The sequence below is a fragment of the Orrella sp. 11846 genome, assembly GCF_048820935.1.
In the GTDB taxonomy this organism is placed as follows: domain Bacteria; phylum Pseudomonadota; class Gammaproteobacteria; order Burkholderiales; family Burkholderiaceae_B; genus Algicoccus.
Genome location: NZ_JBMERD010000005.1, coordinates 162,081 through 184,865 on the forward strand (window position 1 = coordinate 162,081; position 22,785 = coordinate 184,865).

The following is a 22,785-nucleotide window of genomic DNA, read 5'->3' on the forward strand; positions in this document are numbered from 1 at the left end:
GCTGTGAAAGTCAGAAATACGGTTTGATGACGACCAATGCCGTGATCGCGAGCAGGATAAGGACTGGGATTTCATTAAACCACCGAAAAAACACATGGCCGTGTTGCATCTTGCCAAGCTCGAACTGTCGCAGATAGTGGCGGCAAACCCCATGAAAAATCACCAGACCAATGACTAGCAGGAGTTTTGCATGCATCCAATTGTCGCCCCAACCGATCTTGTAATACAAATAAAGCCACAATCCGAAGATCAGTGCTAATACACCCAACGGTGTCATAAAGCGATAAAGTCGACCTGCCATGCCTAACAGTAGGGCCTGATTTTTGGGGTCCGTAGCTTGCGCTAAATTGACATAAATTCTTGGTAAATAGAACAATCCGGCAAACCAGGACACCATGAACAGAATGTGAAAGGTTTTGACCCAGAGATAACCCATACGTTATTGGCCTCTTAACTGGCCTTCACCGCGCAGCACCCATTTTTTCGTGGTCAGTCCTTCTAATCCAACCGGTCCTCGCGCGTGTAAACGGTTTGTACTAATACCAATTTCTGCGCCTAAACCATATTCAAACCCATCTGCAAAACAAGTGGGCAAGTTGACATAGACGGAGCTGGAGTCGACTTCACGCTCAAATCGGGTTGCCATGTCAATGTCTTGTGTGACGATGGAATCTGTATGGCTAGAGCCCCAGCGTGCAATGTGATCAATCGCTTCATCGATGGAAGATACGACTTTAATGGCGAGAATAGGGGCAAGGTATTCTTCTGCCCAGTCGTCTTCAGTCGCAAGGGTAGCACCTGCCACAATGTTACAGGTGCGCTCACAACCTCGAATCTCAACTTGATGGGCCAGCAGTGTCTGGGCAAAGGCGGGTAAGAAAGCCTGTGCAATGTTTTCATGCACGAGCAATGTTTCCATGGTGCCGCAAATGCCATAACGGTAGGTTTTAGCGTTCAAAGCAATCGTGTGCGCTTTTTGCAGATCAGCTGCTTCGTCGATATACACGTGGCAGTTGCCATCTAGGTGCTTGATCATCGGGACGCGTGCTTGTTCGGACAGGCGCATGATCAGGCTTTTTCCACCTCGGGGAATAATGACGTCCACAAACTCTGTCATTGTAATCAGATAGCCAACGGCATCTCGATCTGTGGTTTCAATAAACTGGACGGTGTGAGCGGGTAAACCGGCTTCAGTCAGCCCTTCAGCGACGATGGCAGCCAAAGCGCTATTGCTGTGGAATGCTTCACTACCACCTCGTAAAATGGCGGCATTCCCCGATTTGATGCACAGGGCGGCGGCATCGATTGTGACGTTGGGTCGGGATTCATAAATAATTCCAATCACGCCCAAGGGCACAGCCATTTGACTGACACGCATGCCGTTTGGACGGACTTGAGTTGGACCTAAGCCACCAATTGGATCTGGCATTGCGGCAATCTGGCGAAGACTTTCAGCCATGCTGTTTAAAGTTTTGGTGGTTAAGGTCAGTCTGTCCAGAAGTGGTGCGTCCAGATCACGCGCACGTGCGGCCACGAGATCTTTTTCATTGGCTTGCAGGAGTTGTTCATGAGACTGATCTAGCCGTTGTGCGATGGCCAGCAGCGCTTTGGATTTAACAGCGTCGCTTGCTTTCATGATTTCACGTGAAGCAATACGCGCTTGTTGACCAATGGTATCCAGAGTGTGTTTTAAATCTGACATAACAATACCCAAATAAGGATCTGATCAAAAATCAGATGGATGTTCAGACAACGTCTGAACGGTGTTGGTGCAGAGTGAGTCTGCTCATAGTGACTAGTTTAGCGCTTTCGGCTTTGGCTAATCCGTAAACCCAGACGTTCAAGCTCTGCCCAAGCATCATTTAAACGTCCGTGTGTTGCAAAACCTTTAATTAAGCGATCAATTTCGTGGGCGTGCTCAAGTAAACGACTGACTTGTTGGGCGTTTAAGCGACGCTCTAAAGTGAATACGTTTTGTTGCCTGATCCCAAATAAACGGAGATTTCTGACTGCTTGATCTCGAGGTGTGCCGTTTTCGACTGATTGCAATAACGCATCGAGTTGGATCAAATCATCCGTGAGTGCCCAGACTACGAGCGGTAATGCCTGCCCCTCGGCTTTTAACCCATTCAAAATACGCAATAGTCTTGCGCTGTCACCCTGAACCGTTGCTTCACGTAAGTCATTGATATCGAAACGTGTGACGTTCATGACTGCATTTTGGACAGCGGCGGTGTCGATGTGACCTTCAGGATACAGCAAACCAAGTTTAAGAATTTCCTGATGCGCAGCAAGTAAGTTGCCTTCAACGTGTTCGGCCATCCAAGCCAGTCCTTCAGCATCGATGTTTTGTTGCTGCTGGCCAAGGCGTTGTGCGATCCAATCGGGGAGTTGGCGGCGTCCGATCGACGGGCAGGCTACGAAATGTGCTTGTGCGCGTAAGGCTTTATACCAGGCCGTGTTTTGGGTTTGACGGTCTGAAACCGGCAATTTAAAAACAATCATCACATCGTGCGCAGGCGCTGAACCAATGGTTTTGACGATGGATTCGATTGCTTGACCCCCTATACGGCCAGGTTTACCGGTGGGCAGAGTGATCTCAATGAGCGGTTTGTCACCGAACAGTGAGTTTGCGTTCATGTTGTTGAACACGGGCTGCCAGTCACTTCTTGCATCCATGACAAACGCATGACGTTCCACAAAACCCTGCTCACGAGCCTGCGCACGCACAGCATCTGCGGCTTCAAGCACCATAAGCGTTTCGGCGCCTTCAATCAAAATCAGAGCAGGCAGCGGCGCGTTCTGTTTCAACTCAATACCCGTAAGCGTCTAGTTTTGAGGTGAGAAGAATGCTTAATCATTGGCTTGTTGCAGACGTAGATAGTTGTCACGGACATCGGGTGCCGTGATTCGACGAATCAAGCGGTCTGTGAGGCCCTGTAACATTTCATCAAACATGCTGCGCGCTTCGGATTCTTTGGCTTGTACAACCGAGTCATCATAGGGCAGATCACGCACAGCAGTTAATGTCGTGTCAGGCAAAATAATGCCACCTTTCGCATCAACAAGGCGAAACGTAAAGTTAAGAGTGAGCTCGTACTCTTCGACGCGACCTTGCGGGTTCAGTGACACTTCTCGCTGGTTTTCATCCAATGAAATCATTTGAAGTTGAGCTTGGTAATTGACCTTGCCATCGGGTCCTTTTTCTGCCGTGACAATCTCGGTATTTGGAGAGTTAGCACGCAAAGCTCTACGCACACTGGCACCAAACGGTGTGTTTTCAGGGATCGTGATCGACAAAGTGTCAAAAGGTAAGGGCGTTGCCCCCTGCAGATGAAAACCACATGCGCTCAGCAATAAAACCATTGTTCCTACCATGAGCCATTGACACCAGCCCCGTGGCAAGTGCCAAAGCAATGGGAGATTAGGGGCAGGGCAAGCGCCACCCGTACAAACCGCCGTCATCTCGTCTGGTGCAGACTGGACTGCTTTTGTATCTTGCGTCTGACTGCTTTGAGGCGTGTTGTCCGTACGATCCATAAAACTCTCTCTCCCATTGATCAAAGCGATCTAGCAGACTGCTTTGATTGGTCTTAACCTACAACGTTGACGAGCCGTCCAGGCACAACGATGACACGTTTAACTTCACCGCTATTCAGGTGTTTTTGGACAGCTTCTTGTGCGACAGCGGCAGCCTCAATGGCTGCTTTATCAGCTTGTGCGGGTACTTGCAGACTGCCACGAACTTTACCGTTGACTTGTAACACCAAGGTGATTTCATCGGCAATTAATGCTTGCTCATCGACTTCAGGCCAAGGCGCATCGAGGATGTCGCCCATTAAAGCTTCAAATCCGAGATCGCGCCACAACTGCCAAGTAATGTGCGGCACGACTGGATAGAGCGCACGCAACAAGAGACTAAAGCCTTCTGTCAGCGCTGCGGTAGCACCTTTTTCATCTTTGAATTTTGCAGCTTCGATGGTGTTTAACATCTTCATCGTGCCTGAAACGACGGTGTTGTATTGAATCCGGTCGTAGTCAAAGTTGATCTGTTTAAGCCAGGTGTGCATTTCGCGACGCATATTGGCGACTTCACGATCGATCTGCGACCAATCTGTTTTTTCAAACTGATCAACAGACGCTTGAATCACTTCGCGATTGCGCCATGCGCAGGTCCATAAACGACGCAAGAAACGATGTGCACCATCCACCCCAGAGTCAGACCATTCCAAAGTCTGTTCGGGTGGGCTGGTAAACATCACGAATAAACGTGCTGTGTCCGCACCTTGCGTATCGATCAGACTTTGAGGGTCGACGCCATTGTTTTTGGATTTCGACATGGTACCCACGCCGCCATAGCAAATCTCACGACCATCGGCTTTGAGTTTGGCACCCGTGATTGCTCCCCGTTCATCGTAAGTGTTTTGGACGGTTTCAGGCCAGAAATACTCCAAAGCGCCTTTCTCAGTGCGGTCGTAATAAATGTGATTGAGCACCATGCCCTGACACAACAAACGTGTGAAGGGCTCATCAAACGACAGCATGCCCAAGTCGCGCATGACTTTGGTCCAGAAGCGGGCATAGAGTAAGTGCATGACTGCGTGCTCGATCCCACCAATGTATTGATCCATGGGCATCCAGTAATCATTGCGCTCATCGACCATTGCTTGATCGTTGTCTGGGCTGGTGTAGCGCATGAAATACCAAGAGGAGTCCACAAATGTGTCCATGGTGTCAGTTTCACGACGCGCAGGTCGGTCACATGTCGGACATTTGCAGGATAAGAAAGCCTCGTCTTTGGTCAACGGGTTTCCGGAACCATCTGGGATTAATTGTTCAGGTAGAACAACTGGCAAATCTTCATAAGGGACTGGAACGGGGCCGCAATGATCGCAATGGATAATGGGGATAGGAGTGCCCCAGTAGCGTTGCCGTGAAATCCCCCAGTCATGCAAGCGCCAGGTGGTTTGTCGAGCACCAATCCCCATGTCTTGCAATGTTTGTGCAATTTGCTCAATCGCTTCAGAAGAGCTTAAGCCATCGAAGCGACCAGAATTGACGAGGTGGCTGTTTGTTTTTTCCGCATAACTGTCATGCCAGACTTTGTCATCAAATACTTGATCGCCGACCTGAACGACCTGACGGATTGGCAGCTGATATCGGTTGGCAAATGCAAAGTCGCGTTCATCATGAGCTGGAACACCCATCACTGCGCCATCGCCATAGCTCATCAAGACATAGTTTCCGACCCAGACAGGTACTTCTTCGCCGGTCAACGGGTGGGTGACCACCAGACCGGTGTCCATCCCTTCTTTGTCGCGCGTGGCAATTTCAGCTTCGGTCTGCCCACCTTTTTTGCATTGTTCGATAAACTCTGCAATGGCTGGATTGTTGGCTGCAGCCACCTCGGCCAATGGGTGCTCTGGCGCAACTGCGCAGAATGTAACACCCATAATTGTATCGGCACGGGTTGTAAAGACGTACATTTTGCCGTCTTGAACCAGCTCGTTTTGTGCATTGCGAATGGTGTGGTTAAACGCAAACCGGACACCTTCACTTTTACCAATCCAGTTTTCTTGCATGGCGCGAACACGATCGGGCCAGCCTTGAAGGCGTTCATGAACATCGGTGAGCAATTCTTGCGCATAATCGGTAATGCGTAAGTAGTAGCCAGGAATTTCACGTTTTTCGACTAGCGCACCGGATCGCCAGCCACGGCCGTCAATCACTTGCTCGTTAGCTAACACGGTGTTGTCAACCGGATCCCAATTCACTACTTGTGTTTTGCGATAAGCAATGCCTTTTTCCAGCATCTTAAGGAACAGCCATTGGTTCCATTTGTAATATTTGGGATCACATGCCGTCATCTCGCGAGACCAGTCGATTGCCAATCCCATGGCGTTCATTTGGCCTTTCATGTATTCGATGTTGTCATAGGTCCATTGGGCAGGCGGGACCTGTGATTTGATGGCAGCGTTTTCGGCGGGCATGCCGAACGCATCCCACCCCATTGGCATCAGAACGTTATAGCCCTTCATACGCAGATGACGCGCCATCATGTCGTTGATGGTGTAGTTTCGAGCGTGACCCATGTGCAGCTTCCCACTAGGGTAGGGCAGCATGGAGCAGGCGTAGAATTTGGGCTTGGGCTGGCCTTCTTTGTTTTTGGCGTGTTCGGTGACCCGATAGACGTCGTTTTCTGACCAGTGTTTCTGGGCGTTAGCCTCAACGAGGCTTGGCTGATAGCGTTCCTGCATGCGTATGGATACCAGTAATCGTTGGAATAAGAATTTGTCCACATCAAGGTAGACAGTAATCCGTCATTATAGAAGATGCGAACAGTTTGTTTGTTCTGAATGGATTTAAATGGATGGATGCCTGTGTGGACAGATGGTGATGATGGATGCGTTTAGATTCAGAAGAGACTCAGGAGAGAAGTGTAAGGACAAACACAACAAGCCGATCATCTTTAAAGGATGATCGGCTTCGGTGACCTCTCGCACAGGAATATCAGACGGGTCTGATGACCGCTGTGCTGAAATTACTTGAGTCTTGCTTCTTTGTACTCGACGTGCTTACGGACAACCGGGTCATACTTCATCATGGACAGTTTGTCGGGGTTGTTGCGTTTGTTTTTTGTGGTCGTGTAGAAGTGACCGGTGCCTGCTGTGGAAGCAAGCTTAACTTTTTCTCGTGTACCTTTTGTGGCCATTTGATGACTCCGTTGGGTCGATGTTTATAGGCGGTCGTGTTGGGTTCAGCACGACGTTGAAATAGCGCAGTTTCTTGTTCAGATCGAGGTGCGCTAATTTCAGTTTGTTCTTTACGCGATTTCGCCGCGTGCGCGCAGATCTGCTAACACGGTATCAATACCGAGTTTGTCGATCGTGCGGATACCGTTTGCGCTCACACGCAGACGAACCCAGCGGTTTTCGCTTTCAACCCAGAAACGACGTGACTGCAGATTTGGCAGAAAACGACGCTTTGTTTTGTTGTTTGCGTGGGAAACATTGTTGCCCACAATGGGGCCTTTACCAGTAACTTGACAGACTCGTGCCATGGTTGCACCTTTCTAAGAATTCACTATGCGTTAGAGCTTCAGATCTGTAGTCAAACCTGCCATTGACAGGGGATAGAGCTAATTCAGCACAAAACGATGTGTGCGTTTACTCGTAACCGCAGATCCGGGAAACAGAGAAGTATATATCGAATTACGCATTTGAGACAAATAATTGATTTGAAAATTCGATTTTCTCGTTCAAAGTTGGTTGCATTAAAGCTTGAATGGTTATAAAACTTAGTGACTAAGAGTTTAGTAATTACCTTGTTTTTGTCGGTAAAGTGATAAGCCTAGGTAGAATGTGACTGGATTGTGACTGTAAACAGGTTACTTAGGATGATTCTTCGTGACCGACATCAATTTTCATTCAATTGGAGAGGTGTGTTTTGAATCCCGTGATCAGCTTAGTTGAAAAGAAACTTGCCGAATTGCCGGTTGGCGTGCGATTGATACTCAAAGATGGGGCAACGGTGGGGCCAGCCGATGCCAAAGTGGTCATCGCTGTTCATGACATGGGGGCTCTAAGAAGTTTGTCGACTGGCGATATCGGTAAGATCGGCGAGGATTATGTTGAGGGTCGAATTGATATACAGAGCAACATGCGCGATCTGATGGCAGCTGCCGCTGCGATACTACCAAGTTCGCCAGTGGAGGCGGCCAGTAAGGGCGCATGGGGACAGCTGGTTAAAAGACTTGTGTCGGTTTGGCGTCATTCGATCGAGCGCGATGCACAACAGATTGAGTTTCATTACGACTTGTCTGATGATTTTTATGCGTTGTGGCTCGATCCGCGTCGTGTTTATTCGTGTGCGTACTATCAAGAACCTGAGATGTCACTGGCTCAAGCACAAGAAGCCAAACTAGATCACATCTGTCGCAAGTTACGCCTACAGCCTGGTGAGCGATTTATTGATGTTGGGTCTGGCTGGGGTGGTTTGCTACTTTGGGCTGCGGAAAATTATGGCGTCGATGCCACAGGGATTACGTTGTCACGCAACCAACATGCCCGAGTTTCACAGCTCATTGAAGAGAAAGGTTTATCAGGTCGAGTTCGGGTGAAATTGCTAGATTATCGAAAGCTGCCCGAAGACGAACCTTTCGACAAGATTGCGTCTGTCGGAATGTTTGAGCACGTTGGAAGTGCGCAACTTGTGGAGTATTTTGATCGACTCCGACGTTTACTCAAGCCGGGTGGTCTCATCCTGAACCATGGCATTACCGCAGGTGGTGTGGAAAACACCCAGTTAGGTCATGGTATGGGGGATTTTATTGAGAAGTATATTTTCCCTGGCGGTGAGCTTGTACATATTGGTCGCGTTCTGACTGCAATGGGTAATGCTGGACTGGAGTCTGTGGACGTTGAAAACTTGCGTCCTCATTATGCGCGCACACTCTGGGCTTGGAGTGATGCGCTGGAAGAGAATCTGGATGCGGCACGCGAGATACTCAATACACCACAAGGTCTGAAATCATTGCGGGCTTATCGTTTGTATCTGGCGGGTAGTGCGGCTGGTTTTGAAAACGGTTGGATGGCGCTGTATCAAATTGTTGGTCAATCTTTACCGCATACGGCGCGCGCGGATGAGCTTGATCTGCCAACTGATCTCGCTTACCCGTGGCGTCGTGATTACATGTATACAAAACCTTAATATAATTTTGCGGTTCAGGTGATTTTTTGCATCACTTGAGCCGCAATTTCAAAAGATCTTAAACGTGCTTGATGATCAAAAATCTGTCCTGTGATCATCAATTCCTGTGGAGACGTTTGCGCCAAGATACTGCGTAAGCCCGTTTCTAAGGTTTCCGGTGAGCCATACACTGAACACGCCAACATGCGCTCGACCATGACGCGCTCACTATCGGTCCAGAAAGTATTGATGTCGTCGATCGGTGGTGAAAGTTTTCCGCGGGTATTGCGACGCATCCGAACAAATTGTTGTTGAAGTGACGTGTATAGGTAACGCGCTTCCTCATCAGTTTCTGCTGCGACCACATTGACAAGCACCATCGCATAGGGTTTATCCAAATAAGCCGAGGGTTTAAAGGTTTGTCGATAGACGGTTAATGCGTCCATCAAATCAGCGGGTGCGAAGTGCGATGCAAAGGCGTAAGGTAGCCCAAAGTGCGCCGCTAGTTGAGCACCATATAGGCTAGAGCCAAGTATCCAAACAGGTACTTGTGTACCCATACCTGGAATGGCTCGAACGCGCTGTCCCGGTTCTTCGGGGCCGAGGTAATGCATGAGTTCAAGAACATCCTGAGGGAACTGATCGCTGCTGGACTGTAAATCGCGTCTTAGGGCGCGCGCGGTACCTGGGTCTGTCCCCGGTGCGCGACCAAGCCCCAAGTCAATCCGATCTGGATAGAGTGTAGCCAAGGTACCAAACTGCTCAGCAATGACCAGAGGCGCGTGATTTGGCAGCATGACCCCACCTGATCCAACACGAATGTGTTGCGTAGCGGCGGCCACATAGCCAATGAGTACAGAGGTTGCCGAACTTGCAATACCGATCATGTTGTGGTGTTCGGCGAGCCAGTATCGTTTGTAGCCGAGTGTTTCGGCATGTTGGGCCAAATCTCTTGTGTTCCTGAGGGCATCAGCAGCATTCAGGCCTTCCGGGATGGGTGCAAGATCCAGAACTGAATAGGGAATGGACATGAATTTCCTAAAAAACATTAAAGGTTGCGTTATGCTCAGAGAATGATGATGTCGATCTGTAAATATCTCTGAGGTCGATCTGATTTGGATAGAGTAAGACAAGGACGACGCTCAGATCAAGAAATGCATTCAGAAATGAAAGGATTGTCTGCTGACAAGCAGATGAATGTTTTATGATGTCATATAGTAGTGTCTTCGCTCGATAGACAGAGTCTGAAAACTTAAAGGCAAGGAGCAAATTATGCGTGAAGTCTGGGTAACGGCGGCCGTACGGACAGCTGTAGGTGATTTTGGTGGTGGTCTGAAAGATGTAAGCCCAATTGATTTGGGTACAACCGTGGTGAAGGCTGTGCTTGAGCGCAGCGGTGTCACTGGTGAAGATGTCGGTCATCTGGCATTTGGTCAAGTTGTGCCTACAGAGCCGCGTGATTTGTATATGTCACGCGTGGTGTCTCTGAACGCTGGTTTGCCTCAGGAATCCGTGGCGTTTAACGTCAACCGTTTGTGCGGTTCTGGCTTGCAAGCTGTCGTTTCAGCTGCACAGTCCATCTTGTTGGGCGACACAGAAATGGCTATCGGTGGCGGTACAGAGAACATGAGCCGCGGCGGTTATTTGTCCGAAGCCATGCGTTCTGGTGCTCGTATGGGTGACACCAAAGTCAGCGATATGATGGTTGCAGCCCTCACAGACCCATTTAGTCGTTTGCATATGGGTGTGACCGCTGAGAACGTAGCTAAACAGTTTGAGATCAGCCGTGAAGATCAAGACGCGTTGGCCGTTGAATCTCACAAGCGTGCTGTGCGTGCTGTGGAAGAAGGTCGTTTTGATTCACAGATCGTGCCTGTCGTGATTAAAACGCGCAAGGGTGAAGTGATCTTTGATAAAGATGAGCATCCACGTGCAGGTACCACGATGGAGTCGCTGGCCAAGTTGCGTACAGTCTTTGTAAAAGAAAACGGTACGGTGACTGCGGGTAACGCATCAGGTATTAACGATGGTGCAGCTGCACTGATGTTGATGAGCGGTGAAGCTGTGAAGTCGAGTGGTGTCAAACCACTGGCGCGTCTGGTTGCTTACGCTCATGCAGGTGTGGATCCAAGCATTATGGGGATTGGCCCAGTGCCTGCATCACGCGCAGTGCTAGAAAAAGCTGGTCTGACGCTTGAGCAGATGGATGTGATTGAAGCCAACGAAGCATTTGCTGCACAAGCTTGCGCTGTGAGTAAAGAAATGGGCTTTGATCCTGATAAAGTGAACCCGAACGGTAGTGGTATTTCACTGGGTCACCCCATCGGTGCTACAGGTGCGATCGTTTCCGTGAAAGCGATTCACGAACTGCATCGTACCGGCGGTCGCTATGCTTTGGTGACCATGTGTATTGGTGGTGGTCAGGGTATTGCTGCGATTTTTGAGCGTGCCTAAAACGTTGTTGTAGCCTTAGACTTAATAACTAGGTCCGCGGTTCATCACGTTTGATAAAAAGCCGACTTTTCAGATGTCTGAGAAGTCGGCTTTTTCAATGAGTGTGTGGATTATGCTGCTTCATATAAACGTAAATGACCGAGCTCTGCCAAAGAAGTGACCTCTGGTCCGGCGACGATTAAATGATCCAGCAGCGCAATATCTAGACCCATCAGAATTTGCGCTAATTCATGTGTGAGTTGGATATCGGCGGGGCTGGGTGAAGGATTGCCTGAAGGGTGGTTGTGAATCAAAATGACACTGGCTGCGTTTGAAGCCAGCGCAATGCGGGCAACTTCGCGCGGATAGATGGGCGTTTCATACAAAGTGCCTTTTGATACGGTTTGTTGCCCAAGAACGTGCCCCATGGCATCGAGCATAATCATTTGGCAGTGTTCGATGTCTAAGTGTGACATCGCGGTTCTGCAAAAATCACGAACCATGGCGGGGCTTGTGAGTGGCTCACCTCGTTGTAATGAAGCCAGCGATGCCCGTCTGCCCAGCTCGAATGCCGCCACCAAAAGGCAGGCTTTTGCAACCCCGATGCCGGGTTTCGTGCATAATTGATCCGTTTTTAACCGTGGCAAGCCTGCCACGCCTTGACTGGTTTGCAGAATTTCTTGTGCCAGCATAAAGACAGATTTACCTGTGATACCAGTCCCTAAGAGCAATGCAAGTAGCTCGGCATCCGTGAGTGCTTGTGCGCCAAACTTCAATAATCTTTCACGGGGTCTGGTTTCAGATGGAAGGTTTTCGGATAAAGCCATGGATCTGCCCTAAAATCATACGTTTCATATCTTCACATGTTCCAAAGGGAGTTATCTATGTCCAACCCAGCTGTTGTCCAGTCGGATTCTTACCTGACGCTGCATTACCGCATCGTTTTGATTGATGGTCCGGGTGCTGGAACGGCATTGATTGATACCTTTGATGATCGACCCGCCACATTGCAGATGGGGGCAGGTCAGTGGTCGCCCGAAATGGAGGCGACACTACTTGGGCGCGCAGAGGGTGAGTCGTTTACCATCTCTTTATTGCCTGAGCAGGCTTATGGTGAGCGCAACCCAGAGTTGTTGCAGTGGCTGAGTCTGGATGCGTTTTGGGATAGCATGGATGAACATGCGCCACCTTCACCGGGAGATCTGGTGAATTTTGATGCCCCTCATGGTGGACAGTATTCCGGTATTTTTAAGGAATTGACCAGCGAGGGCGCGTTGTTTGATTTCAATCATCCATTGGCTGGGCGCTCGCTCAGGCTGGATGTTAATTTGATTGGAGTGATTTGATGTCGAATCAGGGACGAGAGCAAGTTTTAGCTCAAAATGCTGAAATTGTGTTGGCGCAACCGCGCGGATTTTGTGCAGGCGTTGATCGTGCCATTGATATCGTTGAACGTGCGCTGGAAATTCATGGCTCGCCCGTGTATGTGCGTCATGAAATTGTACATAACCGCTATGTTGTGGATGGGTTGCGCGACAAAGGTGCTGTGTTCGTTAAAGAGCTCGACGAAGTGCCCGCAGGCTCGATTGTGGTTTTTTCTGCGCATGGTGTATCGCTTGCCATTAAGGATGAAGCAAAAAAACGCGGTTTACAAGTGTTTGATGCAACCTGTCCATTAGTAACCAAAGTTCATGTTCAAGTCGCCAAAATGCGTAAAGATGGCTTGGAAGTCATTATGATCGGTCATCAGGGGCATCCTGAAGTGGAAGGCACACTAGGTCAGTCTGGTGAAGGCATGTATTTGGTTGAAGATGTTGAAGACGTACAAAATCTCCAAGTGCGTGATCCCTCTAAATTGGCATTTGTGACACAAACGACGTTGTCCGTGGATGATGCGGCGCAAGTTGCCCAGGCGCTCAGAGACCGTTTTCCTGGTATTCAAGAGCCTAAAAAGAGTGACATTTGTTACGCCACGCAGAATCGTCAAGATGCCGTGAAGTTGTTAGCTCAGCGTTGCGATGTGGTTATTGTGGTGGGCAGTCAAAACAGCTCGAACTCTAATCGTTTGCGTGAAGTTGCCGATCGTTTGGGTGTGCCAGCGTATTTGATCGATACGGTCGAAAGTGTGGATCCCCTCTGGATCGAGGGCAAAATCGCGGTTGGTGTGACCGCTGGGGCCTCTGCACCAGAAGAATTGGTGCAACAGATCGTACAACGATTGAAAGAATTGGGTGCTGTATCGGTCAGAACGATGGACGGACTGATTGAAAGCGTGTCCTTTCCTTTGCCTCGTGAGTTAAGTCGTAAATTGCAAGCATCAAATTAATCTTAAAGGTTTATCCAACAAATAATTGTCGTCCCACCTGATGCAAGCATCGTTTCAGGTGGGGCTTTTTTATTGTGCTGTCATGCTTTGAAGTAGATCGCTTTATGGTTGACTAATCCATTGCACCGGGACTTTGGTTTAATCCGGTTATTTGATCATTTTGATAGCTCTTTTCGCCAGTATTTATTGTTCCTAAATATTGGTGTGTATCATGGATTTTTTAAGCTGGTTGTCTACCTTGCGATCTTGTATCGATAGCGTTTCAGCCGGAGGCATTCTTTAACGGTGGTTAGAAATTTTAGAAAACTATATAAATTATTTTTAGGTTTAGGATTTTTCTTCGGTAAATAAAAAGTTTCAAAGTATGGGAATAGCAGGTTTTAAAGTTTTTTGTTTGATGTTTTTTATTTAAGATTTTGATTCTATTCATAAAAAATATGGTTTTATTTTTCAAAAGACAATATTCATTTGCAGTGATGGGGGGAAAAACCCCTGTTTTGATTTTGCGCAAGTTGTCCGACAATGTACATTGATCAATAGAGTTTGTTGCGTAATGCGATTTTTTAGTCGACCCTGTGAGATTGTGGTGTGTGGGACGCAAAATTCTCATTGATTTGATGAACAATTGTTTGAAAGATTTAACTCGAGGATTTTTATGAAACAAACGCTTTTTCCTGCTAGCCGCTATTTGACCGGTATTGCAGCCAGCTTGGCCATGGGCTTTGCCGCGACTGCTGTCGCTCAAGATCTGCCTGGAACAATGGCTTGGACCGCCTATGATGTGGGTTCCGCAGGTTATGCCGAAGCGTCTGCCATGGCTGACGCGTTTGGTAAAAAATATGGAACCAAAGTGCGTATCCAACCTTCAGGTTCATCCATTGGCCGTTTGCAGCCAGTCCTGCAAGGACGTGCAGACATCGGTTTCTTGGCAACAGAGACTTTTTTCGCCACTGAAGGCACAGAAGATTTCGCAGCTAAGCGTTGGGGTCCTCAAGATCTGCGTGTTCTGGCTGGTCGTCCTGCTTCATTTGGAATGCCAACCGCAAAAGACGCCAACATTAAAACCTTTGAAGACCTCAAAGGTAAGCGTTTGGCACTGGTAGCTGGTAATCCATCTGTGAACGTGAAATGTGAAGCTTATCTGGGCTTTGGTGGTCTGACACTGGATGATGTCGAAGTGGTGATGTTCCCCACATACGGCGCAGCCATGAGCTCCATTGCAGCAGGTCAGTCCGATGCGACATGTACCACAACCACACCAAGCCAGATGTATGAGTTGGCTGAGTCCCCACGTGGTCTGCATTGGCTTGGAACACCGGCTGATGACAAAGAAGGTTGGGCTCGCATGCAAGCCATTGCACCTTTCTTTGGTCCTAATACTGAAACCGTAGGTGCCGGTTTGTCTAAAGAGCAGCCTGTGGAAATTATGGCGTATCGCTACCCATTGCTCGTCGTGCGTGCTGATATGACTACAGACCAAGTCTATAACATGATGAAGGGTTTCGATGAGACCTACGACATGTATAAAGACGCAACATCCGTGATGCCACGCTGGAAAATGGATGAGTCTGCAGTGCCACCTGCCGATGCACCATTCCATGATGGTGCTGTAAAATACCTGAAAGAAAAAGGTATCTGGACAGACGAACACGAAGCATGGAATAAAGCACGCTTGGAGCGTTTGCAAGCATTACGTGCAGCATGGGATGAAACCATGAAAGAAGGTAAAGATCTGTCAGATGAGAAGTATGCTGAACTCTGGCAGAAAAACCGTGAAGCTGCATTGGCCAAATTGAATTAATTTGAGCTTTTGAGCGACGGTTCACTGAGAAGCTGGGTCGCAGCAACCAATGTTGTTGCGACTTTTTTTTGCGAATAACAGCATATTCGTAAATTTATCTGAGAACGATTTATGTCAAGAAAAGAACATATCGAAGATCGTCTGGAAATCGAAGAGCAAATCCTCCAAGATGTGCCTTTGGATCCGGAAGGGGGAACACCGCAAGGTCGCATGAAAGGTGCGACTTATGCAGCGGTTTTGACACTGGGAACTTTGGGTCTGTTAATGACCATTAACCAGGTGTTTGTTTTGCGGTTCATGGGTTTTCAGCCGCTGGGTAGTTCATTTCTCTATTACATCATTGGGATTTTTCTGGCCGCAGCCTTCCTGATTTACCCGATGACTAAAAATGCGCGTGAGAGAACGCCAGTCTATGACTGGTTGTTTGGACTGATCGCTATTGCATGTACCGGTTATCTGGGTTATCACGGGCTGACGATTATTGAGCAAGGTTGGGACTTTTCAGCGCCCACTGAAGCAACCGTGATTTCCGGGATTTTGCTTGTGCTGATTATTGAAGGGATTCGGCGTTGTGGTGGAACCCCCCTTTTGCTGGTCGTTTTAATCTTCGGTGCTTATCCACTCTATGCCGACTACATGCCCGGCTTTTTGTGGGGTACCTCCTACGACTTTGGTGAAACCATTCGCGCACACGTGATGGGTGTCGAAAGTGTCATTGGGATTCCCATGCAGGTCGTGGCGAACTTAGTGATTGGTTTTGTCGTGTTTGGTGCGGCACTGACAGTGACAGGCGGTGGTGACTTCTTTATGGCTTTGGCAACCGGTCTGATGGGTGCTAGCCGTGGTGGTCCCGCAAAAGTGGCAGTTGTTTCCAGCGGTTTGATGGGTAGTTTGTCCGGAAGTGTGATTTCGAACATTCTGACTACGGGTGTCTTTACGATTCCAACCATGAAGCGCACAGGCTATCCACCGCATTATGCGGCAGCTGTGGAAGCATGCGCCTCGACTGGTGGTACGTTGATGCCGCCGGTGATGGGTGCTGTGGCCTTTATTATGGCGTCATTTTTGGGCGTTCCTTATGGTGCAGTGATGGTGGCAGCGTTCTTGCCAGCTCTGTTGTTCTACATTGCACTGGTTTTTCAAGTGGATAACTACGCAGCTCGCCATGGCCTCAAAGGTATGGAACGTGAAGAGATCCCCAAGTTAGGTCCTGTCTTAGCGGATGGTTGGCCCTATTTGTTGAGCCTGGTGGTTCTCATTTACATGCTGCTTGTGATGCGTTTGGAAGAGTACTCACCTTACTTTGCAACATTGGTGCTGCTGGTGATCTCCATCTTCAAGAAAAGCCATCGCATGAGCGTGAAGCGTGCATTGGCATTGCTGGAAGAGCTGAGCGTGAGTGTGGCCAACCTGGTTGCTATCTTGGCCGGTATCGGTCTGGTGGTGGGTGGTCTGTCATACACCGGTGTGGCAGGTGCTTTCTCCCGTGAGTTGCTCTTGTATGCGGGTGGTAGCGTGCCCCTGATGTTGATCGCCGGTGCGGTGACCAGCTTTATCTTGGGTATGGGCATGACGGTTAGTGCTTGCTATATCTTCTTGTCTATTTTGCTAGCGCCTGCGCTGGTCCAAGCTGGGCTGAACCCATTGGCAAGCCATCTGTTTATTCTCTACTGGGGCATGATGTCGTACATCACCCCACCGGTGGCGCTGGCATCCATTACAGCCGCTAACGTGGCGCATTCAAATGCTTGGGCAACCAGCTTGAGTGCAATGCGATTGGGTAGTGTGTTGTTTATCTTGCCGTTTATGTTTGTCCTTAACCCAGCGTTGATTATGCAGGGAGATTGGAGCACGATTATTCAGGCAGCGATTACAGCGATAGCGGCCATGTGGGTGTTGGCTTCTGGCCTTGAAGGTTATCTCTATCGTTGCGGTATTGTGGGATGGCCCGTACGTATCCTGTTGTTCTGCGCAGGGGCTGGTCTGATCGTACCCGGCACTTTCAGTGATCTGATTGGTTTAGGATTCCTGCTTCTAGCGTATGTCGTAGGCCGACTGGTGCCTGGGATGCGTCAAAGTGTTGCCTAAATGAATGCGTCAGAAATGACTGATTTGTAAAGCGTTGCCCGTACTTGTGATGAGTACGGGCAATTTTTTTAACCAACGATCATGGGCGTGTCGTTCTGAGTGGACCACTCCAGCAAGGAGTTGTCGTAGAGAGCCCAGTTTTTCCAGCCCAACATCGATAAGACAAATGCCGTTGTACTGGCTGCAATGCCACCACCACAATAATGAATCACCTTGACATCTGGTTCGATACCCGCATCAATCACCATTTGCTTTAAGGTTTGAGTCGGCAAGAACTTTCCAGTTTCAGCATCTGCCAAACTGCGCGCAGGCAAGCTCAGACTATCTGGGATACGTCCAGGACGTCCATAATGTGCGCCGCCAGTGCCTTGAAATTGCTCAGGAGCGAGTGCATTTAAAAGCGTCATCGGGTCTGACTCTGACTGGAGAGCCTCTTGAATATCGTGCATGTGGGCAATATGTGCAGTCAGTGGTTTTGGTAATGGGTATTGGCTGGATCTGATAGACTGAACCTCTTGTGTCACCTCGCCGCCTTGTCGCTGCCATTCTTTTAAGTTGCCATTGAGAATGGAAAGTTTGCGCTGACCCATGACATAAAACACCCACCAAGCACGCGTCAAAGTCACGATCGAACTGTTGGTGTAAAGGATGACATGATCGTCTGGATGTAGTCCTAATCGACTGGCCAGTGCTTGAAATTTTTCTGGACTCAGCAGAGTGTAAGGGTAGCGACCGTCTGGATCGGATAGATCTTGAACCATATCCACATGACAAGCACCCGGTATATGAGATTGATCGAACTCGGGGCGACCACTGTGGATTTGAGAGGGCCCTACGGGTTGCGCCACCATATAGGTTGTGCAGTCAAGGACTCGGACATTTGGGTCATGCAGATGAGACTGCAGCCAGTCTATGTCAACAAGCATTGGGGGTTGGGTTTGTGGCATAGAGATCTCCAGAAAGATAATGTGCTTATCATAGAGTGATGTCGGGCTGCGGATTAGCGTGATTCAAGAATTGATATGAGATGGCATCGCTGAGAATTTGTTTTGCAAATGACTTTGTCATGGTTGCGAAGTGATTCGCGCAAGTAATATTGAGCGCAACATGTCTTGGATTGAACGTGTCAGTCCAAATCTGATCTGGGATTGTCAGATCGAAAAAATGGGAGAAAACCCACGATGGATACGTCTGGGTCACAAGGGACGTCTGCGGGACGTTGGTATTACGGTTGGAATATTGTTGCTGCAGCATCGGTCATTACGTTGATGACAGTTGGGATGCGGATGGGCGTAGGCCCTTTTTTTATGCCCATCATCGAGGATCTAGGCTTTAGTCGCAGTGTGTTTTCTGGGATTGTCGCGGTCGGTATGCTGTTCTACGGCCTAGCAATGCCATTAGCTGGCTGGTTGGTAGGTCGGATCGGTACGCGTGGTGTGTTACTGATCGGAATCGCGATTGTGGTGCTCTCTACGTGGTGGACGATTAATGCAACCACACCTTGGACCATGCTGATGGCATTTGGTGTGATGCTATCGACGGGTCTGGCTTTTACAAGTCCGGTTGCCATGACCGCGATTCTGACCAAATGGTTTAATCGACGACGCGGTATGGCTTTGTTTTTTCTGGCAACAGGCTCAATGGCGGGCATTGCCGTTTTGACACCGTTGTTTGCGCTCTTGATTAGTTGGATCGGTTGGCGCTGGACGATGATGTGCTATGCCTTGGTGTTTGCCGTGTTGACTGTTCCAGCCGCTTTATGGATTTTTAAAGAGAATGCGCCAGTTAATGGTGATGCGCCTTTGCCAAGATCCTCAAAAGAAAAAGCCAAGCCTGCACCCGCTGTCATGACCTGCACATTCGGTGAAGCTGTTCGCACAACTCCATTTTGGAAGATCTGTGCAGGTTTGTTTGCCTGCGGCTTTAGTATGAATCTGCTGGGAACGCATGGCATTCCGATGCTGGAGGATCGGGGTTTTTCAACCATGACGGCTTCAGGCGGGATTGGGACAATTGGTTTGGTGGCTATTTTTAGCACTTTGGTTCTGGGTCGGATTGCCGACCGTATACCCAGACGATTGCTATTAGCGACAATTTATATTGTGCGCGGGGTTGGCTTTCTGGCATTGCTTGTCGTCATGACACCGTTTCAGCTCTATTTGGTTGCGGCGATTGCCGGGCTTGTTTGGGCGGGTAGCCTTGCCATGGCATCAGCGATTTTAGCCGATACGTATGGGGTTCGCTTGGTCGGTGTTTTGTACGGCTGGTCCTATTTGGGTCATCAAATCGGCGCGGCTATCAGCTCATGGTTTGGTGGTTGGGGTTATGAGCACCTCGATAGCCACTGGCCGGCATTTGGTGCAGCAGCCGTCTTGCTGTTTTTTGCAGGCTGGGTCTCCCTAAAACTGCCAGGCCGACAACTTAATTCTCGTTTGGTGTCAGCCTGATTCTTTAAGGTTTGTAGGGTGCGCTTGTTTAGAAACGTGCCACAGGTTGAACCAGTCGACCTTGTTGATAATCCAGCAGAGTCTGTTCAAGCTGTGCAGTTGTGTTCATGACAAAGGGGCCGTACTGGGCAATTGACTCTTCTAAAGGTTGTCCTGCGATGAGCAACAGGCGTGTGGCGCTCTCGGCTTCAATTCGAACATCTGCGTCTGGCGTCTGACTGAGTATGCCCATGTGGTGGGTCGGGACGGTTTGTCCTTGGATAACAGCTTGCCCTTGGTAGACGTATAGGAAGGCGGTTGCGCGATCTCCTAGTACTTGCTCAAAGGATGTACCTGCTGGCAGGTGAATGTCCAGAATCAAGGGGTCAGTCACTGGGCGTTGCATCGCACCTTCTTGGCCCTGACTTTGCCCAGCAATAATTTTGATGTGCACATCCTGTTCAGTGGTGACGGTGGGGATTTCGTTGGCAGCAATATCTCGATAGGCCGGATCGATCATTTTGTCTTTGGCCGGTAAATTTAACCAAATCTGAAAACCTTCCATCAGACCATCTTTTTGACGGGGTAACTCGGAATGGATCAGGCCACTGCCGGCAATCATCCATTGCACGTCACCTGGTCCAAGTAGGCCTTCGTTACCGCCACTGTCTAGATGCTGCATTTGTCCTGCGAGCATGTAGGTAATTGTTTCGAAGCCGCGATGTGGGTGATTCGGGAAGCCTGCAATGTAATCATCTGGATCGTCACTACGGAAAGCGTCCATCATCAGGAATGGGTCTAGACGTTTTTGGAGGTCTTGTGTAAGAACTCGGGTTAACCTGACACCTGCGCCATCAGTGGTCGGGATGCCTTGGACAATTTGCTCGATTGAGCGAAATGTTTTTGTGTTCATCTGTTTGATCCTGTGGTGGAGTCGTGCGATCTGGCTTCTGATGTTTTTAGCAGCCAGCGCGATGTTTTAATCGTTGTATTCACGTTTAGATACATGGAAAACTCATTAGTTCATCATGCCAGTGATTTGTTGTTGTTTGTCAGTCTGGCACAAGCAGGTAGTTTTTCCGCTGCAGCGACGCGCACCGGTGTGCCCAAATCGACGCTCTCTAGGCGATTGGCGGCGCTAGAAGAAAAGCTGGGCCAACGCCTCATGACCCGGAGCACGCGCCAGTTGGTTTTGACAGATTTTGGGCAGCGAGTTTTAAGGCTTGCGACCGTTCTTCAGGAAGATATGCAGGCGGTGACCGATTTGGTGCAACGAGAAGCGGTTCGTCCCACAGGGGTGCTGCGGGTGAGTTTGCCACCTGATCTGGAGCAGCTCAATTTGACGCATGTTTTGCAGCAGTACCATAAACGATTTCCTGATGTGCGCGTTGAGCTGGATATTTCGAGTCGGCAAGTTGATTTGTTGTCTGAACGGTTTGATTTGGCTGTTCGGATTGCGCGTCAACTACCCGATGACAGCACATTGGTTGCGCGCAAATTATGTGATATTCAGATTCATCTATATGCCGGTGCAAAATATTTAAAACGTTTTGGAACGCCTCTGGAACCTCAGGATCTCGAGTGGCATGCGTGTATTCATCATGCTAATAGCTTGGGCTTGCCGTTTGATTGGGATCTTAAAAAAGGGGCTGAAATCTGTAAGATCGTCGCCAAAGGGCCGGTGTCATCCAATTCCCCGAGACTGCAATGCGAGATGTGTTTACAAGGTATGGGAATTGTGGCGTTAGCAGATTCGATGGTGCTTCCTGAAATCGAATCGGGTCAGCTAGTCAGAGTATTACCCGAGTGGGCGTTGCCGAGTGTTCCGATCTGGTGTGTGACGCCAGGCAGAAAGTTGTTGCCTGCGATGACACGCGCTTTTATGAATGCGCTATCTAAAGCGCTTTCAACAGATGCTTCGATTTGAATCAATGTGATTGGTTTCAGATCTCCAGGCGCGTTTTAACCCGGAGATAATCGACTGATTGCTCAGTTTACTAGTTTGGTGATTTTTTCGATGAGTGTCGGATGTGCCTGCACGGCTGCGGTGATGGTATTGAATTTTTCAACGCTTAAATCGGTACTCCTCACGGCTCGTACCATGTCTTGGTCGGCTTGTTGAAGCAAGATTCGCTGTTCAGCTTCAGAAGCTGCTGTCTCAATTTTAGGTGCGTACTGAGCTGAAATGTCATTGACTTTTTGAGACGCTTTTGCGTATGCGATGAGTTCTTGGTCGCTAAAGGATGCAGTAGCGGTTGTTTGGGCAACATGAAGTGGCGAGCTGGTTGCGGCTGGGGTGGCGTGGGCGTTTAAACCGAAGGTGCCCAATAAAAGAGTGGCGGTCGACAAGGTGATTGTGATCTGTTTCTTCATTCGTTCTCCGTACTTTGTCTGTGCCTTGCTTAAAGACATCGAGACGATTTATGGAGCTTTCAAGGTAACAAAGCCATTGTGCGTGTGTAAACCACCAAACCGTGTTTCTACAAAATCTTTCAGACCGGTTATTCACTAGAATCGCTTAAAGAAGCAATGTCTTTATCTTCAATTTCACGATCCTAGGACTCCAGCTGCGCTCTTATTTCGGGAGCACTTAAGTTCCGAATGCGCTTAAGTCCAAAGCTAGTCGACTGCTCAGTTTGAACAATCTTTCAACTAAGTCAGGGTCATCTAACAATTGCGTGGCGATGATAGAGAACAAGGCAACACTTAAACCCGTGCTTCTGATGGCGCGTCTTGTTTGCAGATTTTCTTGCTGATCTAGTTTTCTGAGTTGCGCTTTAGGATCAATCGTTGAAATTTCAGAATCGAATTGGGTTGGAGTTTCTTGGATTTTTTTGACGGCTTGAATGAAAGCGATTAATTCTTGATCACTAAACGAGTATGTGGTTGAGCTGGATTGTGTGACAAGATGTGAATGAGTGTTTGTTGTGGCGTGAGTATTTAAGCCAAAGGTGATCAATAGAAGAGCGGCGGTTGACAGCGCAATTGCAATCTGTTGCTTCATTTATTCTCCGTGGGTTGTC

At 48.8% G+C, this 22,785-nt stretch carries 21 protein-coding genes; 8 read left to right on the top strand and 13 right to left on the bottom strand.

All coding sequences use genetic code 11. From position 1 onward, the window contains the following. Nucleotides 1-10: 10 nt before the first annotated feature. The 7 genes from ACOI06_RS06005 to rpmB all read right to left on the bottom strand — a co-directional run bounded on the left by ACOI06_RS06005 (nucleotide 11) and on the right by rpmB (nucleotide 7,060). On the bottom strand, nucleotides 11-436 hold the full coding sequence (locus ACOI06_RS06005) for a CopD family protein (protein WP_420661619.1): 426 nt from the start codon (nucleotides 434-436) through the stop codon (nucleotides 11-13). Between the two features lie 3 nt (nucleotides 437-439). Next, complete coding sequence (locus ACOI06_RS06010) at nucleotides 440-1,702, bottom strand: glutamate-5-semialdehyde dehydrogenase (protein WP_420661620.1); 1,263 nt, start codon at nucleotides 1,700-1,702, stop codon at nucleotides 440-442. 98 nt (nucleotides 1,703-1,800) lie between these two features. Then, entirely contained in the window at nucleotides 1,801-2,811 is a 1,011-nt protein-coding gene (gene holA, locus ACOI06_RS06015) for a DNA polymerase III subunit delta (RefSeq protein WP_420661621.1), read from the bottom strand. Between the two features lie 42 nt (nucleotides 2,812-2,853). Next, on the bottom strand, nucleotides 2,854-3,540 hold the full coding sequence (gene lptE, locus ACOI06_RS06020) for an LPS assembly lipoprotein LptE (protein ID WP_420661622.1): 687 nt from the start codon (nucleotides 3,538-3,540) through the stop codon (nucleotides 2,854-2,856). A 53-nt stretch (nucleotides 3,541-3,593) separates the two neighbouring features. Next, a complete protein-coding gene (leuS, locus tag ACOI06_RS06025) occupies nucleotides 3,594-6,257 on the bottom strand; it encodes a leucine--tRNA ligase (RefSeq protein WP_420661623.1) in 2,664 nt (887 codons plus the stop codon). A 284-nt stretch (nucleotides 6,258-6,541) separates the two neighbouring features. Then, the gene (rpmG, locus tag ACOI06_RS06030; protein ID WP_420661624.1) at nucleotides 6,542-6,712 is read right to left on the bottom strand and encodes a 50S ribosomal protein L33; all 171 of its coding nucleotides are present in this window, start codon (nucleotides 6,710-6,712) and stop codon (nucleotides 6,542-6,544) included. 111 nt (nucleotides 6,713-6,823) lie between these two features. Beyond that, complete coding sequence (rpmB, locus tag ACOI06_RS06035; RefSeq protein ID WP_420661625.1) at nucleotides 6,824-7,060, bottom strand: 50S ribosomal protein L28; 237 nt, start codon at nucleotides 7,058-7,060, stop codon at nucleotides 6,824-6,826. A 386-nt stretch (nucleotides 7,061-7,446) separates the two neighbouring features. On the opposite strand from rpmB, the gene ACOI06_RS06040 reads away from it, so the two are divergent. Further along, entirely contained in the window at nucleotides 7,447-8,709 is a 1,263-nt protein-coding gene (locus tag ACOI06_RS06040) for a class I SAM-dependent methyltransferase (protein WP_420661626.1), read from the top strand. A gap of 14 nt (nucleotides 8,710-8,723) precedes the next feature. On the opposite strand, the gene ACOI06_RS06045 is transcribed toward ACOI06_RS06040, so the two are convergent. Next, nucleotides 8,724-9,719, bottom strand: a complete 996-nt coding sequence (locus ACOI06_RS06045; protein WP_420661628.1) for an LLM class flavin-dependent oxidoreductase — start codon at nucleotides 9,717-9,719, stop codon at nucleotides 8,724-8,726. 241 nt (nucleotides 9,720-9,960) lie between these two features. Between ACOI06_RS06045 and ACOI06_RS06050 the strand changes: the two genes are divergently transcribed. Further along, the gene (locus tag ACOI06_RS06050) at nucleotides 9,961-11,142 is read left to right on the top strand and encodes an acetyl-CoA C-acyltransferase family protein (protein WP_420661629.1); all 1,182 of its coding nucleotides are present in this window, start codon (nucleotides 9,961-9,963) and stop codon (nucleotides 11,140-11,142) included. A 110-nt stretch (nucleotides 11,143-11,252) separates the two neighbouring features. On the opposite strand, the gene radC is transcribed toward ACOI06_RS06050, so the two are convergent. Then, nucleotides 11,253-11,948 carry a RadC family protein gene (radC, locus tag ACOI06_RS06055; RefSeq protein ID WP_420661630.1) on the bottom strand — a complete coding sequence of 232 codons (696 nt, stop codon included), beginning with the start codon at nucleotides 11,946-11,948 and terminating at the stop codon, nucleotides 11,253-11,255. 57 nt (nucleotides 11,949-12,005) lie between these two features. Between radC and ACOI06_RS06060 the strand changes: the two genes are divergently transcribed. The 4 genes from ACOI06_RS06060 (at nucleotide 12,006) to ACOI06_RS06075 (ending at nucleotide 17,336) form a co-directional block, all read left to right on the top strand. Continuing rightward, entirely contained in the window at nucleotides 12,006-12,467 is a 462-nt protein-coding gene (locus ACOI06_RS06060; protein ID WP_420661631.1) for an FKBP-type peptidyl-prolyl cis-trans isomerase, read from the top strand. Beyond that, complete coding sequence (ispH, locus tag ACOI06_RS06065; RefSeq protein ID WP_420661632.1) at nucleotides 12,467-13,447, top strand: 4-hydroxy-3-methylbut-2-enyl diphosphate reductase; 981 nt, start codon at nucleotides 12,467-12,469, stop codon at nucleotides 13,445-13,447. The genes ACOI06_RS06060 and ispH overlap by 1 nt, the downstream gene beginning before the upstream one ends. A 655-nt stretch (nucleotides 13,448-14,102) precedes the next feature. Further along, nucleotides 14,103-15,248, top strand: coding sequence for a TAXI family TRAP transporter solute-binding subunit (locus ACOI06_RS06070; RefSeq protein WP_420661633.1), 1,146 nt, complete (start codon nucleotides 14,103-14,105; stop codon nucleotides 15,246-15,248). Between the two features lie 111 nt (nucleotides 15,249-15,359). After that, nucleotides 15,360-17,336 (top strand): TRAP transporter permease, encoded by a 1,977-nt coding sequence (locus ACOI06_RS06075; RefSeq protein WP_420661634.1) that lies wholly within the window; start codon nucleotides 15,360-15,362, stop codon nucleotides 17,334-17,336. A 68-nt stretch (nucleotides 17,337-17,404) separates the two neighbouring features. Here the strand turns inward: ACOI06_RS06075 and ACOI06_RS06080 are convergent, their stop codons facing one another. Next, nucleotides 17,405-18,283, bottom strand: coding sequence for a sulfurtransferase (locus ACOI06_RS06080; RefSeq protein ID WP_420661635.1), 879 nt, complete (start codon nucleotides 18,281-18,283; stop codon nucleotides 17,405-17,407). Between the two features lie 234 nt (nucleotides 18,284-18,517). Here ACOI06_RS06080 and ACOI06_RS06085 point away from each other — a divergent pair, with 234 nt between their 5' ends. Further along, nucleotides 18,518-19,783: an MFS transporter gene (locus tag ACOI06_RS06085; RefSeq protein ID WP_420661636.1), complete on the top strand. Its 1,266-nt coding sequence runs from the start codon at nucleotides 18,518-18,520 to the stop codon at nucleotides 19,781-19,783. 28 nt (nucleotides 19,784-19,811) lie between these two features. Here the strand turns inward: ACOI06_RS06085 and ACOI06_RS06090 are convergent, their stop codons facing one another. Then, nucleotides 19,812-20,675, bottom strand: coding sequence for a pirin family protein (locus ACOI06_RS06090; RefSeq protein WP_420661637.1), 864 nt, complete (start codon nucleotides 20,673-20,675; stop codon nucleotides 19,812-19,814). A gap of 93 nt (nucleotides 20,676-20,768) precedes the next feature. Here ACOI06_RS06090 and ACOI06_RS06095 point away from each other — a divergent pair, with 93 nt between their 5' ends. Beyond that, nucleotides 20,769-21,689 (top strand): LysR family transcriptional regulator, encoded by a 921-nt coding sequence (locus ACOI06_RS06095; RefSeq protein WP_420661638.1) that lies wholly within the window; start codon nucleotides 20,769-20,771, stop codon nucleotides 21,687-21,689. 62 nt (nucleotides 21,690-21,751) lie between these two features. Here the strand turns inward: ACOI06_RS06095 and ACOI06_RS06100 are convergent, their stop codons facing one another. Together ACOI06_RS06100 and ACOI06_RS06105 are read right to left on the bottom strand one after the other, a co-directional pair. Beyond that, complete coding sequence (locus tag ACOI06_RS06100; RefSeq protein ID WP_420661639.1) at nucleotides 21,752-22,135, bottom strand: DUF4168 domain-containing protein; 384 nt, start codon at nucleotides 22,133-22,135, stop codon at nucleotides 21,752-21,754. Nucleotides 22,136-22,352: 217 nt separating this feature from the next. Continuing rightward, complete coding sequence (locus tag ACOI06_RS06105; RefSeq protein WP_420661640.1) at nucleotides 22,353-22,766, bottom strand: DUF4168 domain-containing protein; 414 nt, start codon at nucleotides 22,764-22,766, stop codon at nucleotides 22,353-22,355. Nucleotides 22,767-22,785 lie beyond the last annotated feature (19 nt).

Excerpts from the sequence above, each read along its gene's own strand:
- ACOI06_RS06075 (WP_420661634.1), top strand. The coding sequence starts at position 15,360 with ATGTCAAGAAAAGAACATATCGAAGATCGTCTGGAAATCGAAGAGCAA.
- ispH (WP_420661632.1), top strand. The coding sequence starts at position 12,467 with ATGTCGAATCAGGGACGAGAGCAAGTTTTAGCTCAAAATGCTGAAATT.
- lptE (WP_420661622.1), bottom strand. The coding sequence starts at position 3,540 with ATGGATCGTACGGACAACACGCCTCAAAGCAGTCAGACGCAAGATACA.
- ACOI06_RS06100 (WP_420661639.1), bottom strand. The coding sequence starts at position 22,135 with ATGAAGAAACAGATCACAATCACCTTGTCGACCGCCACTCTTTTATTG.
- rpmB (WP_420661625.1), bottom strand. The coding sequence starts at position 7,060 with ATGGCACGAGTCTGTCAAGTTACTGGTAAAGGCCCCATTGTGGGCAAC.
- ACOI06_RS06050 (WP_420661629.1), top strand. The coding sequence starts at position 9,961 with ATGCGTGAAGTCTGGGTAACGGCGGCCGTACGGACAGCTGTAGGTGAT.
- leuS (WP_420661623.1), bottom strand. The coding sequence starts at position 6,257 with ATGCAGGAACGCTATCAGCCAAGCCTCGTTGAGGCTAACGCCCAGAAA.
- ACOI06_RS06010 (WP_420661620.1), bottom strand. The coding sequence starts at position 1,702 with ATGTCAGATTTAAAACACACTCTGGATACCATTGGTCAACAAGCGCGT.
- rpmG (WP_420661624.1), bottom strand. The coding sequence starts at position 6,712 with ATGGCCACAAAAGGTACACGAGAAAAAGTTAAGCTTGCTTCCACAGCA.
- ACOI06_RS06045 (WP_420661628.1), bottom strand. The coding sequence starts at position 9,719 with ATGTCCATTCCCTATTCAGTTCTGGATCTTGCACCCATCCCGGAAGGC.
- ACOI06_RS06090 (WP_420661637.1), bottom strand. The coding sequence starts at position 20,675 with ATGAACACAAAAACATTTCGCTCAATCGAGCAAATTGTCCAAGGCATC.
- radC (WP_420661630.1), bottom strand. The coding sequence starts at position 11,948 with ATGGCTTTATCCGAAAACCTTCCATCTGAAACCAGACCCCGTGAAAGA.
- ACOI06_RS06095 (WP_420661638.1), top strand. The coding sequence starts at position 20,769 with ATGGAAAACTCATTAGTTCATCATGCCAGTGATTTGTTGTTGTTTGTC.
- ACOI06_RS06105 (WP_420661640.1), bottom strand. The coding sequence starts at position 22,766 with ATGAAGCAACAGATTGCAATTGCGCTGTCAACCGCCGCTCTTCTATTG.
- ACOI06_RS06085 (WP_420661636.1), top strand. The coding sequence starts at position 18,518 with ATGGATACGTCTGGGTCACAAGGGACGTCTGCGGGACGTTGGTATTAC.
- ACOI06_RS06060 (WP_420661631.1), top strand. The coding sequence starts at position 12,006 with ATGTCCAACCCAGCTGTTGTCCAGTCGGATTCTTACCTGACGCTGCAT.
- ACOI06_RS06005 (WP_420661619.1), bottom strand. The coding sequence starts at position 436 with ATGGGTTATCTCTGGGTCAAAACCTTTCACATTCTGTTCATGGTGTCC.
- ACOI06_RS06070 (WP_420661633.1), top strand. The coding sequence starts at position 14,103 with ATGAAACAAACGCTTTTTCCTGCTAGCCGCTATTTGACCGGTATTGCA.
- ACOI06_RS06080 (WP_420661635.1), bottom strand. The coding sequence starts at position 18,283 with ATGCCACAAACCCAACCCCCAATGCTTGTTGACATAGACTGGCTGCAG.